Below are 14,796 nucleotides of genomic sequence, written 5' to 3' on the forward strand. Positions count from 1 at the left end.
CAATATTTTATGCAGAGCTTAGATTTATTTAATTGAATACTGAAAAATCATATAGGGAGGCTACATGCGGTTAATTTGCTCAGTTCGGAATATCGCCTTGGTCGTCGCCGCCTCCACCTTGGGTGCCGGCGTAGCTCATGCAAATCTGCTTGTTGATGGCGGGTTTGACAATCCAACGATCAATCCGATTCCTTTCGGCTTCTACACCAACTACGGACCGGCAAATAGTGACCCTCATTACGGCGGCACCAGCTTTGATAGTGCCTGGCAGATCACCCGGGGCAACGTCGATCTGGTTCAACAGGCCGGCGGATGGCCTGCGCCACCGGTTAGCCAGCCCTATTACCTCGATCTGAACGGCAATACCGCCGGAACGATCGCGCAATCGTTCGCGACGGTGATCGGTCAGAGATATGCATTGACCTTTTCGTACAGCAACAATCCTGGCGGATCACCAAATCCTGATCGCGCATCTGTTGCCGCCGGCAGTTTGTCGACGACAATTCAACATTACGGGGCTACGACCAGCAATCTGAACTGGACGCAGTTCTCAGGCGTTTTTACTGCAACTTCCACATCGACAACGCTGTCGTTCTCGCAGATCGATGATTGCTGTAACGGCGGCATACTGCTGGACAGCGTCAATGTCTCTGCCGTTCCCGAGCCCGCAACCTGGATGATGATGATCTTGGGCTTCTTCGGGCTCGGCTTTGCAGGATACCGGCGAAGATCAGATTTTTCCTTCCGGGCCGTCTGAGATCGGCCTTGAGAAAAGCCGCCGCGAGGCGGCTTTTCGTTTATGGGGCCGACTTATGGTCGAGTTCCAGCCGTGCATGTGAACTTGCAATATTGCGTGCGGCGCGGGATCGATTGAACCAATATCGGCTCGAAATGTCTAAGCTTGCGCAGCCTCCGCGAAGCGGCAGATCCGCCGATGTTAACTGTACCACGCACAGTTCCGTGATTTTTCCGATAAAGGCGACAGCCGTTGATTGACGACAACCCGTCAAATCAAGGATAATACTACCTTAAATGGTCCTGGCTTAAATCGCAGGATTGTCCGGAGAATTGGAAATGCTGTCCCGTCGTTTTTCATTGGCTGCTTTTTTGGTGGCGTGCCTTGCTTCCTCATCGGCTTCGGCCGGTTTGGTGGACGTTACCAGCTACGACATGAATAACGGCAATGGCGCAACGCAGTACACGTTCGGTGCAAATTATTTCGATTTCAGCTACACGAACAACACGACGCATACGGTCGACCCGAACGCCAGCAAAAATGGATCGAACCAGCCGATCCCGAACAATGCCGCTCCCAAGGACGCGCCGCTAACGGGCGGCAAGGGCATCCTCACCGACGGGACGATTGCAACTCAGGTCTACTCGCTCGTGACCGGGGCCACCGGGACGATTCAGAACAACACGTATCTGAACGGACTACCGACCCAGTATGTCGGGTGGAAATATCAGGACCCGACCATCGCCTTCCATCTGCAACCGGGCAGCAAGGTTGGTTCGATCTCGCTCTATGTTGCGGCCAACAACCCCGCAATCGGAAACCTCAACGGTCTGGTCGCCGCGCCGCAGAGTGTGCTGTTGAGCGTCGACGGAAAATCCGTCGCGGTGACGATGAGCGAATCGCTTCTCAATCCGTTTACGGCAATGATTACGTTGACCGGCTTCGGTTCGCTGTCGTCGAGTTCTCTGTTCAGCCTGACACTCGAGCGCGGAGCGCTGCAACAGGATGGTATCAATTACCGGGACAATCACGTCGTTGGGCCAAACGCCGGCAAGGTGTGTGATCCCACGTGCTTTATCGATAACGATAGCGGCTTCTACGAGAATGCAGTCTTGGGCAACAATGGTCTGGGCTACGAGCCCTGGATCATGTTGAGCGAAGTGCAGTTCTTCACCGCGGCCGTTCCCGAGCCCTCGACGTGGGTCATGATGATCGCTGGCTTCCTTGGCGTCGGCGCACTGGCTTATCACCGTCGTCGTGAGCTAGCGACCGCCTGATCATTTGACGCAGCTTCAGCGAAGATTGCTCGCTGAAGGTGCTGTTATCCTTCACCGGTCTTAGAGAGTTCGTGGCGTCAATCCATCTGTGTCGGCCAAGTCGAGCTGTCTGGCTCTGCGGGCAAGCGAGCATCGTCTGTCAACTATGTTGGGACAGGCTCAGGTGGCCATTCAGCGCTGCTACATGTTGTCGCGCGCCCTGACGCAGAGATGTCACGCCAGGGAGAAATCCTCCGCGACCCGCCAGTCAATCTGTCGACTCGCCGGCCGAGATGATAAGGGAGGTTCCGGCGCAGAACCTTTGGCGGAGACATGTGATGATGCCTGACTCGATCACGAGCGTGCTGCTCGCCGCGCTCAACGCGGCCGATGAGGCAGTCGAGCGCGATTCGACGCTGGCAGAGCCAATTAACGCCGAAGTCGCACCCGCCGCGCAGGCTCTGGCTAATTTCGCCAGACTGTCGATGCCGGATTTTGCGGAAGACCGCCCGAATCGGTTCGCAGCCACAATCTGCTTGAGCATGGAAAAATTCAGGTCGGCGTCCTGATCGGGCTTGAGCTCGTGGCCAGTCACACCGACTGAACGTCGCCCGCCTTGGTCCCGTCTGGACGCAGCGTCAATGCCGGCGACGATCGATGGAAGGGTCCTTGTTCGCAAATGATGCGAGCAATTATTCGGCGATTCAGCTATATCTTGCTTACGAATCAGTAGTATCCGGTTCGAGTCCCGATTTTCTCAATGGCATCCGGCGCGCGAGAGCTCCTCGCAGCGAGCGATCCTCTGTGGAAATCGGCCGCTTGCGTCCAGTCTGAAGCTATCCGGACCCGAATTGTTGGCCCCTTGCGGAGAGAACGCAGTTGAAGTTCCTGAAGTCGATTTCATCCGGACTGTTGTTGGGACTTGTGGTGTCGTCGGCCCAGGCAGCGATCCTGACCGAAGGATTTACCTTCAAGGGAAAGGCGTACGACATCTCGGGGCAGTTCACTTACGACACTAGCCTCGGCAATACGCTGCTAAGCATCAACGGTGCAGTCCTGTCGGTCAACAGCGCATCCGCCGGGACCGGGGGGCCGATCAAGCAACTGATCCCAGTGACCGGTTTTAGCTTCTATCCAAACGGCCCCGGTGACGCATATTTTTCCTACGACAACGTCTTTGATCCAGTTGCGGGCAAATTTACGGGTTCTGGGATTCTATTCTCGTTCGGCTCGGGAAATTTTGGAAATCTGTATTTTGGACCCGGGGCTTTTTTTTCCACCTGGCTTCCCAATGGCTCGGGGGCTTCGACAACGGTTTGCTCAGGCGATCTCTACTGCCCAGGTGATTCTGGCAACCTCGACTTCAATGCCGTCGGAGGAGTGCCAGAACCTTCGACTTGGGCGCTGATGCTCTTAGGCTTTACTGGCATCGCGGCTTTGCGCATCTCCGCCGCCAAGAGAAATAGGCGGCCTCTGCGATTTAGCCAAGAACTCTAGATCTCATATCGAAGCTACCGCCCGCTCTATTTTCCAGGCCAACTCGGCGCTTTTGATGGACCTCCGAGAGCGCTGCGTCCGAGCTGCGCCGTCTGGGCCATGTGTATTTTCTGTCCATCAGAATTGTTGTGCCGTCGCGCGGCCAGAGGAATCTGAAGGTTCGCCCCGTCGGAGTGGCGCCGTGTCGCGGCTGAATCGGCAGAGCCTAGCCCCCGAACCGGTGGCCTTGTAGCAGGTGATGTCATCCGAGGCCTTGCCTCGCGGCAGGAGAAGCCGCGCTCGCGGGACTTCAAATGAGTCTTCACTTCGCCCTTTGGACCATGTTACGCGATGACGCATGGCCGCGGATCTTCTCGGGAGTTCCTCCATGCATATCATCGGGACCTGTCTGAATTGCCTGCCGGACACCGGCTGCCTCGGAGTCAATGGCTTGGTCGCGGTTGCCTTTCTGGGCATATCCTTCGTGTGGGATTGCTCGCGTAAGGCCGGAGCGCGCGGCGCTCGGCGCAATTGCCGCGCTTGCGGAGCGTCGATCTAAACCTGCCGATGTGTCTTGCGTGTCCGTGCGCCAGCCGCTGCAGGTGCGGTCGCAGTTGGAACCGCGGAGCAAGCGATTAGTCTAAAGTCGTGGCGCGTCGTGCGGGACTCCCGGCTGCATCACATTCCTCGTTGAGATAGTGTAGCGTGGCGCCACCCGCGACGATGCCGAGATCGCGTGATCGAACGCAGCCGTTTATGCAGGGTTCATATTGCCTGTGCATAATGGTTGGTGCAGGTCGCGCCATTGATCGTGAGTGTTCTCCGTGCCGCACCCTGGCCTTCATGCATGAATGAACGCCTGTTGATTGACCGTTGGTACGGCATTTGCTTACTCAATGGCGGGGCTGTCGAATGTCCTCTTGTCTGTCGTTGTAGAATAGTGCGTCCGACGACCTCTTGCTGTCTCACAGGGCTTTGATCGAACCCTGCCAGTTTAGATTAGACCAATTCGGGAATTGCCGGAGCGGTGGTTCGATCGGTTGTTATGAAGCTTTGCTATGTAGTCCACTTGATTTGCGGGCGGGGAGATTGTCATGAAAGGCTTATTTCAGAAGGAGCAGAAGGTTCGCGAGGCCAAGCGTGTGAAGCGGGCGCCCAAGAAGGCTCCGCCGCCCGAAAGCATCGCGGAGCGCTACTTCGAGGTCTTGCGGCTCAGGCAACGTCTGCTCGAGGCAGACGCATCGCGAGCCAACCGCCAGTGAGGGTATGAACATGCGTTCACTCTACGTGACTTCAATCGTCGTCGGGACGGTTGCTTGGCTATGGGCGTTGACCCAGGGAATCGTCTGGATTCTCGGTGCCTGAAGCGCGATGAGACTGGGATGAACAGTCATCGCGCTTGAGGTTTATTGTGAGCATGATCTTTTCGGAAAACCGCTTCGCACTTTTCCGGATCATGCTTTAGATCTGCTCGGCCGATTTTGCTCGCTAGGCCAATCCTCACTCCGGAGCTGCGGCTGTATCTGAGCCGGCGCGGGCAGCGCTCCGGAGCTTGAGCTCAGTAGTTGATCGAGGTCTGCGCGAAGATGCCTTCGGCCCGCTTGTCGCCGGCAAGCCTGAAGCGGTATTGCAACGTCAATTCCCAATAGGAGGGAGGCGCGACGTATTTCGTCTCGCCGAACCAATAGCGGATCGAGCCGCCGAGACCGGCGGAATACGCGTCGTGAATCGCGAATGAATCGTCGTAGCTCGCCGCGATCACGGCGTGCGGGAAGAACACGAGATTTGTGCTGATCGGGTCCAGACGGAAGCTGTGACCGAAGCGCCCTTCGAACAGGCCAATGAGCTGCGTCTTCTCGAAGAAGCGATCGACCTCCGTATAGATGTACCAGGTTGGCCAGTGCGTATCGATGGCCCGCAGATCGGTCCCGACCGTGTAGGAATAGGCTGCTCTCAGCAGCGTGTCGTCTCGCGCCGCATCACCGAGCTTGAACAGCTTGTCGACCTCGAGGACGAGATTGTGCTCCGAGAACGGCTTCCATCGCGCGCCCACCATGCCCTGCGTCGAGCGCAGCCCAGTGGGGCCCCCTGCTTCGTCGTACAGCGTCTCGAACATCCGGCCGAACACCTCGAAGAGCGCGCCGTTGCGGTTTCCGAACTCCTCGGGCCGGTAGTAGAGCTCGGTTCCCAGCTGCGACGTATAGGTGCTTGCCGGCGAGTTGATGGTCAGGAAGGGATTGGGAGCTGAGCCGACCTTGCCGTAGGAAATCGAGCTGTTGACGCCCCACACGCGTGTCAGGTCGGCGACGGTCCGCCGCGTCTCGAACAGCTTCTGGTCATCGATGTTGATGCGTCCATCTGCCTTCGCATCGATGCCTTCCTTCAGATAGGCGATGGCTTTCGGATTCTGGAACTGCCGCATGGCCGTGTAGCCTGCATCGATCGTCGCCCGCGGCGGCAGTGCGCCATGGGCCTTCGCGCGATCGAACAATTGCAGTGCGACGCTGTCGTTGCCCACGGCGACTGCGACATAAGCGAGATCCGCCTCCCGGATCGACCGAAGCTGGCCGCGCGCAATGGCGGCATCGAAGATGGCGCGCGCCTCGGGTTTCCGATCCAGTTCCAGAAGGGTGTTGATCTGGGCCTGGATCGCTCCGTCCCGCTGCACGTTCGTCCCGGCGAGGCGTTCAGCAGACTGAAAGTCCCGCAGCGCGTCCTCCTTGCGTGCGAGGGCCTGATAGGCGTAGGCGCGCCGAATGGTGAACTCGTAGTCCAGGCCGGTGCGCGGCAGCGCGCGAAGCGCCCTGGCGGGGTCCCTGACCTTGAGCGCCATGTCGACCAGCGCCAGACGGACCGTCCGCACCTGGTCGGATGGCAAGCCGCCCTTGAGCGCGGTCTCCCAATCGGACATCGCGCCCCGCTCGTTCTGGATGCGGCTGCGCGCAAAGCCGCGCTGGGCGTAGATTTCGGGCGTTGCCAGTCCGTCGGCGATCGCCTTGGTCGCGGTGGCCTCGGCCTCGGCCGGCCGACCGGCACTGAGTTGCAGGTTGATCAGCAGCAGGCGGGTGCTGGCGAGTTCCGGCGTGTCCTCGATGGCCTTCTTTGCCTCGGTGATGGCCTCGCCGTAGTTCTTGGCCCGAGCGGCCTCAAAGGCCTTGCTGGCGGCCTCCATTCCCTCGGCCTTCTTGTCGATGGGCGTGGCCACGCTCTGGACGGGCGGCGCCTGCAGGCTGCACACCGAGCCGTAGGGCGTATCGCGACAGTCTTGGACCGGCATCGGCATTGCCTTGCCGTCGCCCTTGAGCGTCGCCTTGCCCTCGGCGACTGCGTCGGCATCGCCGATCCGCGTCACCACCATCGGGTCGGTCTTGGAATAGTCCTGAAGCAGGGACTGGACAGCACGGAAGTCGCCGGATGCGAGCGCGGCGTCGGCGGCAATGAGGCGAATGTTCTTCTTCTCGGTGTCGGTGAGGTCTGGCTTGGCCAGTGCTGCATTGAAATCCGCCAGCGCAAGCGTCCGATTGCCGAGCTTCTGATAGACATAGGCGCGCCAGACGACCGGCACGTAATTGCCGGGATCCAGTTTGATGGCCTCCGAGGCCGTCTCCGCCGCTCCGGCAAGGCTATTGTCGGCAAGCTGCGCTGCAAGCAGGAGCAGGCGATAGGACATCACGTCCGGACCGTACTCGACGGCCTTGCGGGCAGCACGTATGGCGGCCTTCGGATCGCCGCGCTCGAGCGCCTTGTAGCCTTCGCCGGCCGGCTGCTGCGCCAGGCGCTGACGAATGCTGGCCTGCCGCCCCTGCAATTCAGGGTTTGCCGAAAAAGTGTCGAGAGCCGCCGAGGTCGCCTGTTCGGCCGCAGCGAGGTTGCCGGCGGCCACCAACGAGTCGATCAGAAGCAGGCGCAGGCGTAGAATATCGGGCCGCAGCGTGACGGATGTCCTCGCGCTCGCTGCCGCCTTCTGGAAGTCGCCTTGGCTGAAGGCCTTGTAGGCGTCCTCGGCTACGCTATAGGCCTCGCCTTCGAGTGCGGGTTCGGGGCTCGCGGTCTGCGCACCGGCGGAGCCGATCAGGACGAAGGACAGCAGCAGGCTGCCAATGACAGCCCGCAGCCGTCGTCGTCTCTGACGTTCTGCATCCCGAATAGCCATAGCCCCGCAGCAAATCGATTGAAAAACCTGCGCCGATGCAGAATAGCGAAGGACGCGCCTTGGCGAAACCGGAATTCGCCGGTGCCGATAGCAACGCGTTCAAAACGCACGCTTTTTCCTGGTCATGTTGCCAATATGCTGCGCTTTTTCGCCTGCTTTTTCGGGACCACATTGAGGTTAAGAGTTAATTAAGCTTTTCATCGATTTTTTATGGCTTCGGTCATGCGCGATCGCCAGGCGTCCGCGCTCGAAATGCTGGATGCGGCCCATTCGCCGACGGCGTCTGGTCCGTTCTGGATCTGCGCCTCGTTGAATTGCCAGACGAGGCATTTGATGGGGTTGCCGGCAAACTCCGCGGATTGGAGATATTGCAGCAGCGTGGCCCATGGTCCGACGTCGCCGGGATTCCATTTGAGGGCGACGGGCCGGTCGATCCTGTTGGACAGGCGCTGCGGAAACCCAAAATAGGGTTGCACGAAGCTGTTGCCGACAACGGCCACAGGCGAGGGATCGGCATCGAGCAATCCTGCGGCCGATTTGACCGCCGTGCGAATGACATAGGCCTCCGGTCCGATGGCGCGCTTGCGTTCGGGCGCCAGAAAGTTGGCGGCGAGGTCGCCAAGATGCCGGTCGTTGATCCACTCCCCGAGCTGGGCCCCGCTTCCGCGCTTCCCGGGCAGCGGTCCCTCGGCCGTCACCATCCCGGCCACGAGATCGGCCGTGGCTTCAGCGGCGAAGGTCGTCCAGTGGAAATCGGTGCGGTAAAAGACTTCCTTTTTGTCGGCAATCACGGATTTGAATGCGTCCCGGACGTCGGGCGAACTGACGCCCGCGGTGCGAAGCTCGGTGACCAGTCGGTCATAGCGCCGGCGCACGAGGTCTGACATGGCCGAGCCGTCAGGCAACAGGCTTTCATAGTAGCGCGGCTTGAGCGGAACGACGACGACCACCAGCCTGATGTTCTTGGCGGCCAGTTGGCTTGCCGTCTCGGCAATCAGCTTGATCGACTGCCTTTCGCCTTCCGGCTTGGCCGCGGACAGGCTTTCCCAGCCGGCGAAGAGCCAGTTGGACTTGCCTTCCAGGACGGCGTCGTTGGCGCGGGTTGGCATTGCCGCCAGCCAGAGAAAGAGTCCTCCTGCCGCCATTATTTTGAGGAATTTAATCACTTGGCGCCGGATAAATTTGAACGGCTCCGGCACGGGCTGGACAGAAATCATGCAGATCTGGAGGTTGGGACGGCCTGAAGGCCACGATAGCCGAAAACACCTGCACGCCAAAGAGGCGGGCGGTTCCAGCTTGACACTTAGTATGATTGGATTTTGTTCAATTGACACGGGATGCAGCAGGCGATATGGATCGCAGATCGATTAAAAATTAAATAATGTGGGAGTGCTTAAATGAATATTAAAACGACGGCGGCTGCTGTTGTTGTGGCCCTTTCGGCTTTCGGCGCAACCGCGTCTCAAGCAGCGACCCTTACCGGCAACCTGACTGCCGACAATCAGTTCTCAGTCTATATCAGTTCGAGCGACTCGACCCTTGGTACGCAGATCGGCTCCGGCAACGATTGGCAACATACCTATTCAATCTCGACGAACCTCACCTCGGGCACCTACTACCTCCACATCGTCGGTGACAATTTTGGCGGTCCGGCGACCAGCATGGCCGGTGGTAATCCGGATGCCTTTATTGGTCAGTTCTCGCTGACGGGCAACTTCGTCTTCGCAAACGGCACCCAGTCCCTCCTGACCAACACGACCAACTGGCGTGCGATGGATGCTACTGGCGGACCGGGCAATTGGCATTCTGCGCCCGCCGGGACTCCGATCAGCTACGGCACCAATGACACCACGACGATCTGGACCAATGTCAGCGGCGGATTCCGCCCTGGTATCGCGGGTCCTGCCCAGTGGATCTGGTCGAGCCCGGACCAAACCGGTGAAACCTACTTGTCCACGACCATCTCCGCCGTTCCGGAGCCTTCGACTTGGGCCATGATGATCCTTGGCTTCCTCGGTGTCGGCTTCCTTGCGTACCGCAAGTCTGCCGGAAATCTGCGCGTCGCTTGAGCGGCGTCGACAGAGTTGAAGATTGAAGGCCGCCGCAAGGCGGCCTTTTGCTTTTCAGGAAAGAGATTTGACTCCAGAGCCGCTCACGCTCCGGTGGGCCGCATCGTGCTACTCGGCAGCTTGCCCGCGTGACCCCGCCAGAAAGCGCTGCTCCAGGGGCGACAGCGGCGTGGTGAGCGAGCGCATCGGCCATTCCCAGATGATGACCTTGGCGTTGGCCAGGCTCGCCGGGTTCTTCTCGAGAAGGCCGAGCAGGGCACCTGCAAAGCCGCCTCCAGCCTCGCTCGCTTGCGCAACTTCGCGCGACAGGGCCGCCTGCAAATAGTCGGCGAACGCCGAATTCAGCGAGAAGGACGAGCCAGCGAGGATCACGGACGGCTCTGCGGTGTCGTCGAGCAATCCGCCGCTGTGCTGGATATCCGCCTTCACGTCGCGCTCCTGCTCGGGCGCGGGTGCCAGAGCGGCCGGCGCGTCGGTCAGCCCCGCAAGCCGAACGAGGTCGCCGGTCCTGTCGCGCCATGCTCCTTCGGATAGTCGGACCTGGTCCTGGCCGGCACCGATAGCAGCGGTGATGGCCTGAGCAGTTCTGTTCGCCGCAAATCGCGCGCCCGATTGATCCCAATGCGTATCCAGATGCCAATAGCCGGGACGAGGCCAATCCGGCTTCACGTCAACCACGATCACACCGTCTGTCTGCGAGAGCTCCTTCCGGAAGACGTCCCGGCGTCGCGATTGGGTTGCCGTCAGGCCGCACAATTGATCTTCGACCTGCTCCGCTTTGTCGGGGATCGGGATCACCACCAGAACCGCACCGAGCTGCTTGATCAACCGCACGAGGCGATGGAGCACCTCGGCGCGCATTTTCATGTTCCTGGCATCGGACTTGTCGGCGCCCAGCTCTTCCATGGCGTAGAGCCAGTTGCCGCATCCGGCGTGAACCTGGCGGCCTGCATCGTGCAGCAAGCGGTATTGCAGGCCAGCCACGGCCCCGTCGAGCGTCGCGCTTCGAGGCACGGCCTTGAAAATCGCCTTGTCGATGCGCTCCGCGAAATGACCGTTGACCAGATCATTCATGCTCGTCGTTGCCAGGATTTCACCAATGGCCTCCCGGCCTCGCGTCAGGACCGCAGCCAGTCCGGCGAAGATCACGGCAACGACGATGAGCGTTCTGACGATCACGGTATCCTTTAGAACTGGAAGTACAGGAAGGGGATCACCGAGCGGCTCTGCATGGTCCACAGTGAGCATAGCCAGAGCGCAGCGGCCAATTCGAATGGCGGCCGCACGACGAGGCGCCGCGCGAAATTGTCCGGCACGATTGGCATGTAGATGACGAGGACACCCAGGCAAAGCGTCAGGAACTCGGTCGGCCGGGCGGCCGCCATCATCGCCGGAGACAGCGCCAGGCCATTCTGCCCCGATAGGCCAGACATCATCGTTGTCGCGACCTGCCAATCCTGGGCGCGAAACAATAGCCACCCCATCATGACGAAGACGATGGTCAAGAGGTGGGACACAAGGCGGGGAATCGCCGGCGCTCCGATCGCGCCCCACAATCGCGCGATGATCAGCCCGAGGCCATGCCAGATGCCCCACACCAGGAACGTCCAGCTTGCCCCGTGCCAGAGGCCGCCGAGCGCCATGGTCACCAGGAGATTGAGATAGGAGCGAACCTTGCCGGAACGGTTGCCCCCGAGCGGAATATACAGATAGTCCCGCAACCAGCTCGACAGACTGATGTGCCAGCGCCGCCAGAACTCGGTGATAGATCTGCTCAAATAGGGGTTGTCGAAATTTTCCGGAAATTTCAGGCCGACCATCAGGCCGAGGCCGATCGCCATGCTGCTGTAGCCGGCGAAATCGAAGTACAGATGCAGCGTATAGGCCGTAACGGTCAGGATGACATCGGCTGTGCTCGGGGTCGGCAGTGCATAGCCGGCATCGACCAGCGGCGCGAGCGTGTCACCGAGCAGCACCTTCTGCGAGAAACCGAGCATGAAGCGGCGCCAGCCTTCGGTGAATTCCGCCAGATCGAAGGAGCGTGCCTTCAGTCGCTCTGCGACCGACTGGTAGCGCACGACGGGGCCGGCAACGAGATGGCCGAACATGGCCTGGTAGGTCGCGTAATTGATCAGGCTGGGCTCTGCGGCCACCGTCTTTCGATAGACGTCCACCGAATACGAAATCGCCCCGAAGACGAAGAACGAAAGCCCGATGGGGAGGGGAACGGGCGTCCAATTGCCGATCGGCGCCCCGAGCGCGATTGCGCTTTCGACGAGGAGGTTGGCGTATTTGAACCAGACCAGGCTCGCGAGTGGAACGAGAATGGCAGCCAGCAGTGCGGCCCGACGTTCGCGACCGGCGCTTCGGACGATCCAGAGGCCGGACGCCCACGACCAGCAGGCGATGGCGACCAGGAGAGGCAGGAAGTCGAACCGCCACCAGCCGTAGAAGATCAGGCTGAAAAGAAGGATGGTGAGATTTCGAAAAGCGGAGGGAACGACCGCGTAGGCGAGCAGAAACACGGGAAGAAAGAGAAAGACAAAGGAGTCGCTGACGAACACCATCGGCGCGCAATCTAGGCCGTGATCCGGGCCCGAGCGGCCGCGTCGATGCAAAGCGTGCGGAAGCGCTCCGAGACGGTCATCGACGGAAACATGACGCGGGATGCTGTTTCATCTCGTTGCGCCCTAGCGTTCGCGAAAGGTCTCGGTCTCATCCTGTTGGCCGGCGAGGCTCAGTCGGTCGGCCCCCTTGCGAAGGAAGATGCTGTAAGAGTCGCCTGCGCGGAGTTGGGGCAGAATCATCTGCGCTGCGCCGCCTTCGCCGCACGAACCCTCGAGCTTTGCGGTCACGGGATTGATGGTCCGCGCCTGCACGGATTCGAAGGGAGCTTGATCGAAGATCGTCGGACCATCGGATAGCTTCAGCGTCGCCGTGCAGCCGGAAACGAGATTGAAGAAGCGCAGCCTGGCCTTGAGCCCGTCGCCGGCGCTCTGGCCTTCATCGATGGCGTGAGCGCTCCATGCAGCCCCCGTCTTGGCGATCGCCAGGGTGAGATAGGCGTCGGGGCGCGGCGCGATCGGTCCGGAAATCGTCGAACCATCGACAGTCAGGTTCAAGGCACGGCCGCCCGGAACCGCGCGATAGGAGCTGGCCGTTGCCCGCTCGCCGATCGGCAGATCGCGCGCGTCGATCTGAACCCGCGGCATGTCGCCCTCAACCATGACGACGACCCGGACGAATGCATAGCCCGGCGGCGGCTTGGCCGCGTACAGGCGGCCGATGTCCTGCGCGTGAGTCTGGGAAGCTGCAATCCCGCTGAGCGCCACGATCAACGCTCCAAGGCAGGCCAGCAGGTCACGACGGCAGCCGGAAAAATCTGGGATAGGAGCCATCATCGGGTCTGTAGGGGCGGACGAGGGCTGGCTACATAGCATGTCGCTCATGCCCCGGAAATCCGCGCCGATGGTGTCGTACCAAGCATGGCAAACGGAATTGGTTAGCGGAGGGTCCATCGAGCTCTGCGACGCCGGCGACTCGGATGTTAGCTTCGAGGGTCGGAATAGTCTTGGGGCCGACGCTGACGGGTGGTCCGCTCAGTTCGCGGTCTTGTTCTGCGGAGCAGAGACCGGTAAAATCATTTACCATGTCAAGAACTGGGCAGGTCAATGGGGGACAAGACGATGCTGAAGCTGGTCGGGGCGTTTGCCGGTCTTTCGATGCTGGTTGCTGGCGGGGCATCCGCGGCGCCGCTCCTGGTGCAAAATCCCGCGTCCCCCTCGGATCCGGTTTTGCAACAGGTCAAGGTCGTCTGCGCCGAAGACGGCCGTTGCTACCGTCCTCCCGTACGTAAGCCTGTTGCACGCTGGGTGTATGGCGATGGCAATTTCTACGGCCCTTATGACGGACCGGGCTATTATGGAAGTCCGCGACTGCGCTATCGGGTCTTCCCATATTTCTGGTGGTAGTCGAGGGCCGTCCGGCTCATGATCTGAACATCGGAGCGCCCGTCCGGTTGGCGCTCAATGCAGGAGGTCTTCGATGATCGGCTTGTTTTCCATGCAAAAGGTGCCGTTCGGTGGCGCTGCCATTTGTGCGGCTGTGGTCTGCGTGAGCTTGCAGTGTACGACCCCTGCGATGGCTGCGGAGGGGACGCCGGCCGCCTCGGCCTCGGCAAGCGCTCCGTCGACGCCTTTGAACGATTTTCGCAATCAACTCGGCGATGTCCGCAAGAGCCTTGAGGGCGTGAACGCGAGGATCGAGGAAAAGGCCCGGACGATCGAGTCTCTGTCCAAGCCCGATGCTGCGAAACAGCAGGTCGAAGAGCTCCAGGCCTTGATCTCGCAGACCCTAAGTCTCGTGGCGGACAACGGTGAGATTGCCCGGCTCGGCGCTCGGGCGCTCGAATATGCTCGCTCCAAGCAGGAGCAGATGCGCAACGACACCAAATTCACGCCGGCAGAACGTTCGGCCCTGCAGAAGCGCTGGGATCAGAACGTCGCCGAGATGGTCAAGGCGACGGACGAGCTTGCCAAGGCCAGCGGCGAATTTGCGCAGCTCCTGAAGACCGTGCAGACCCGGCGCGATTATGCCGCCGAAGTGCTCGAGGTTGAGAATGCCGACGAGATGGTCAGGGTCGTGCGCAATCTCGCCGGCGAGGTACGGGGAGCCTCGGAAGGGTTGAAGCTTTTCATCCGCAGCCTCACACCGCCGGAATCATGACGCTGAGGTCAGCCCCGGCCGTCCTGGTCTTGATCTTGGTTTGGGTTGCATTGGGATTGGCTGGCTGCGACTTTCGTGAGGAAACCGGCTTCGTCGAGGTGAAGAAGAGCTTTGCCAATCTGGCCGCCGGCGACACGCTGATGCTGAATGCAACGGCACTCGATCTCGGCACCCGCAGCAGTCTTGTCGTCCAGCAGCCAACCGGCACCGCCAGTCTGCAGGTCAGGCGGGGGGACGCCAGCCGAAAGCTCTGCGAATTCCCGGTCCGAAAGAACCGGGTGGTGACGGTGACCCTGGCGGCGGCAAATGGCGCGCTTCGCTGCTCGGTCCAGTCGTGAGCCGAATCGATAGGGCCTGACATCCCGGCGCTGCTCCACGCGG

At 60.5% G+C, this 14,796-nt stretch carries 13 protein-coding genes and 1 pseudogene; 9 read left to right on the plus strand and 5 right to left on the minus strand.

Translation table 11 applies throughout. From position 1 onward, the window contains the following. The first annotated feature begins 97 nt into the window (after window positions 1–97). The 5 genes from G8O24_RS13305 to G8O24_RS13325 all read left to right on the plus strand — a co-directional run bounded on the left by G8O24_RS13305 (window position 98) and on the right by G8O24_RS13325 (window position 4,730). On the plus strand, window positions 98–757 hold the full coding sequence (locus G8O24_RS13305) for a DUF642 domain-containing protein (protein WP_188099886.1): 660 nt from the start codon (window positions 98–100) through the stop codon (window positions 755–757). 317 nt (window positions 758–1,074) lie between these two features. Further along, on the plus strand, window positions 1,075–2,013 hold the full coding sequence (locus G8O24_RS13310) for a PEP-CTERM sorting domain-containing protein (protein WP_188099888.1): 939 nt from the start codon (window positions 1,075–1,077) through the stop codon (window positions 2,011–2,013). Window positions 2,014–2,330: 317 nt separating this feature from the next. Further along, the gene (locus tag G8O24_RS13315) at window positions 2,331–2,561 is read left to right on the plus strand and encodes a hypothetical protein (RefSeq protein ID WP_188099890.1); all 231 of its coding nucleotides are present in this window, start codon (window positions 2,331–2,333) and stop codon (window positions 2,559–2,561) included. 310 nt (window positions 2,562–2,871) lie between these two features. Further along, window positions 2,872–3,489: a PEP-CTERM sorting domain-containing protein gene (locus G8O24_RS13320; protein WP_188099892.1), complete on the plus strand. Its 618-nt coding sequence runs from the start codon at window positions 2,872–2,874 to the stop codon at window positions 3,487–3,489. 1,073 nt (window positions 3,490–4,562) lie between these two features. Continuing rightward, window positions 4,563–4,730, plus strand: coding sequence for a hypothetical protein (locus G8O24_RS13325; RefSeq protein ID WP_188099893.1), 168 nt, complete (start codon window positions 4,563–4,565; stop codon window positions 4,728–4,730). Between the two features lie 296 nt (window positions 4,731–5,026). Here the strand turns inward: G8O24_RS13325 and G8O24_RS13330 are convergent, their stop codons facing one another. Then, a complete protein-coding gene (locus tag G8O24_RS13330) occupies window positions 5,027–7,621 on the minus strand; it encodes an NfrA family protein (RefSeq protein WP_188099895.1) in 2,595 nt (864 codons plus the stop codon). A 197-nt stretch (window positions 7,622–7,818) separates the two neighbouring features. Continuing rightward, entirely contained in the window at window positions 7,819–8,730 is a 912-nt protein-coding gene (locus G8O24_RS13335; protein ID WP_188099897.1) for an alginate O-acetyltransferase AlgX-related protein, read from the minus strand. Window positions 8,731–9,585: 855 nt separating this feature from the next. On the opposite strand from G8O24_RS13335, the pseudogene G8O24_RS46350 reads away from it, so the two are divergent. After that, window positions 9,586–9,690: pseudogene (locus G8O24_RS46350) on the plus strand (PEPxxWA-CTERM sorting domain-containing protein); the annotation flags it as partial. Between the two features lie 108 nt (window positions 9,691–9,798). Here G8O24_RS46350 and G8O24_RS13345 read toward each other — a convergent pair. The 3 genes from G8O24_RS13345 to G8O24_RS13355 form a co-directional block, all read right to left on the minus strand. Then, the gene (locus G8O24_RS13345; RefSeq protein ID WP_188099901.1) at window positions 9,799–10,869 is read right to left on the minus strand and encodes an alginate O-acetyltransferase AlgX-related protein; all 1,071 of its coding nucleotides are present in this window, start codon (window positions 10,867–10,869) and stop codon (window positions 9,799–9,801) included. Window positions 10,870–10,877: 8 nt separating this feature from the next. Next, on the minus strand, window positions 10,878–12,257 hold the full coding sequence (locus G8O24_RS13350; RefSeq protein WP_188099903.1) for an MBOAT family O-acyltransferase: 1,380 nt from the start codon (window positions 12,255–12,257) through the stop codon (window positions 10,878–10,880). A 123-nt stretch (window positions 12,258–12,380) separates the two neighbouring features. Next, window positions 12,381–13,208, minus strand: a complete 828-nt coding sequence (locus G8O24_RS13355; protein WP_188099905.1) for an alginate O-acetyltransferase AlgF — start codon at window positions 13,206–13,208, stop codon at window positions 12,381–12,383. A gap of 168 nt (window positions 13,209–13,376) precedes the next feature. Here G8O24_RS13355 and G8O24_RS13360 point away from each other — a divergent pair, with 168 nt between their 5' ends. From G8O24_RS13360 to G8O24_RS13370, 3 genes are all read left to right on the plus strand, one after another. Beyond that, window positions 13,377–13,661, plus strand: coding sequence for a hypothetical protein (locus tag G8O24_RS13360; RefSeq protein WP_188099907.1), 285 nt, complete (start codon window positions 13,377–13,379; stop codon window positions 13,659–13,661). A 169-nt stretch (window positions 13,662–13,830) separates the two neighbouring features. Further along, window positions 13,831–14,415: a hypothetical protein gene (locus tag G8O24_RS13365; RefSeq protein WP_188099909.1), complete on the plus strand. Its 585-nt coding sequence runs from the start codon at window positions 13,831–13,833 to the stop codon at window positions 14,413–14,415. Between the two features lie 56 nt (window positions 14,416–14,471). Then, entirely contained in the window at window positions 14,472–14,753 is a 282-nt protein-coding gene (locus G8O24_RS13370; protein WP_210324905.1) for a hypothetical protein, read from the plus strand. The last annotated feature ends 43 nt before the right edge of the window (window positions 14,754–14,796 follow it).

Source organism: Bradyrhizobium campsiandrae (assembly GCF_014529705.1).
Taxonomy (GTDB): domain Bacteria; phylum Pseudomonadota; class Alphaproteobacteria; order Rhizobiales; family Xanthobacteraceae; genus Bradyrhizobium; species Bradyrhizobium campsiandrae.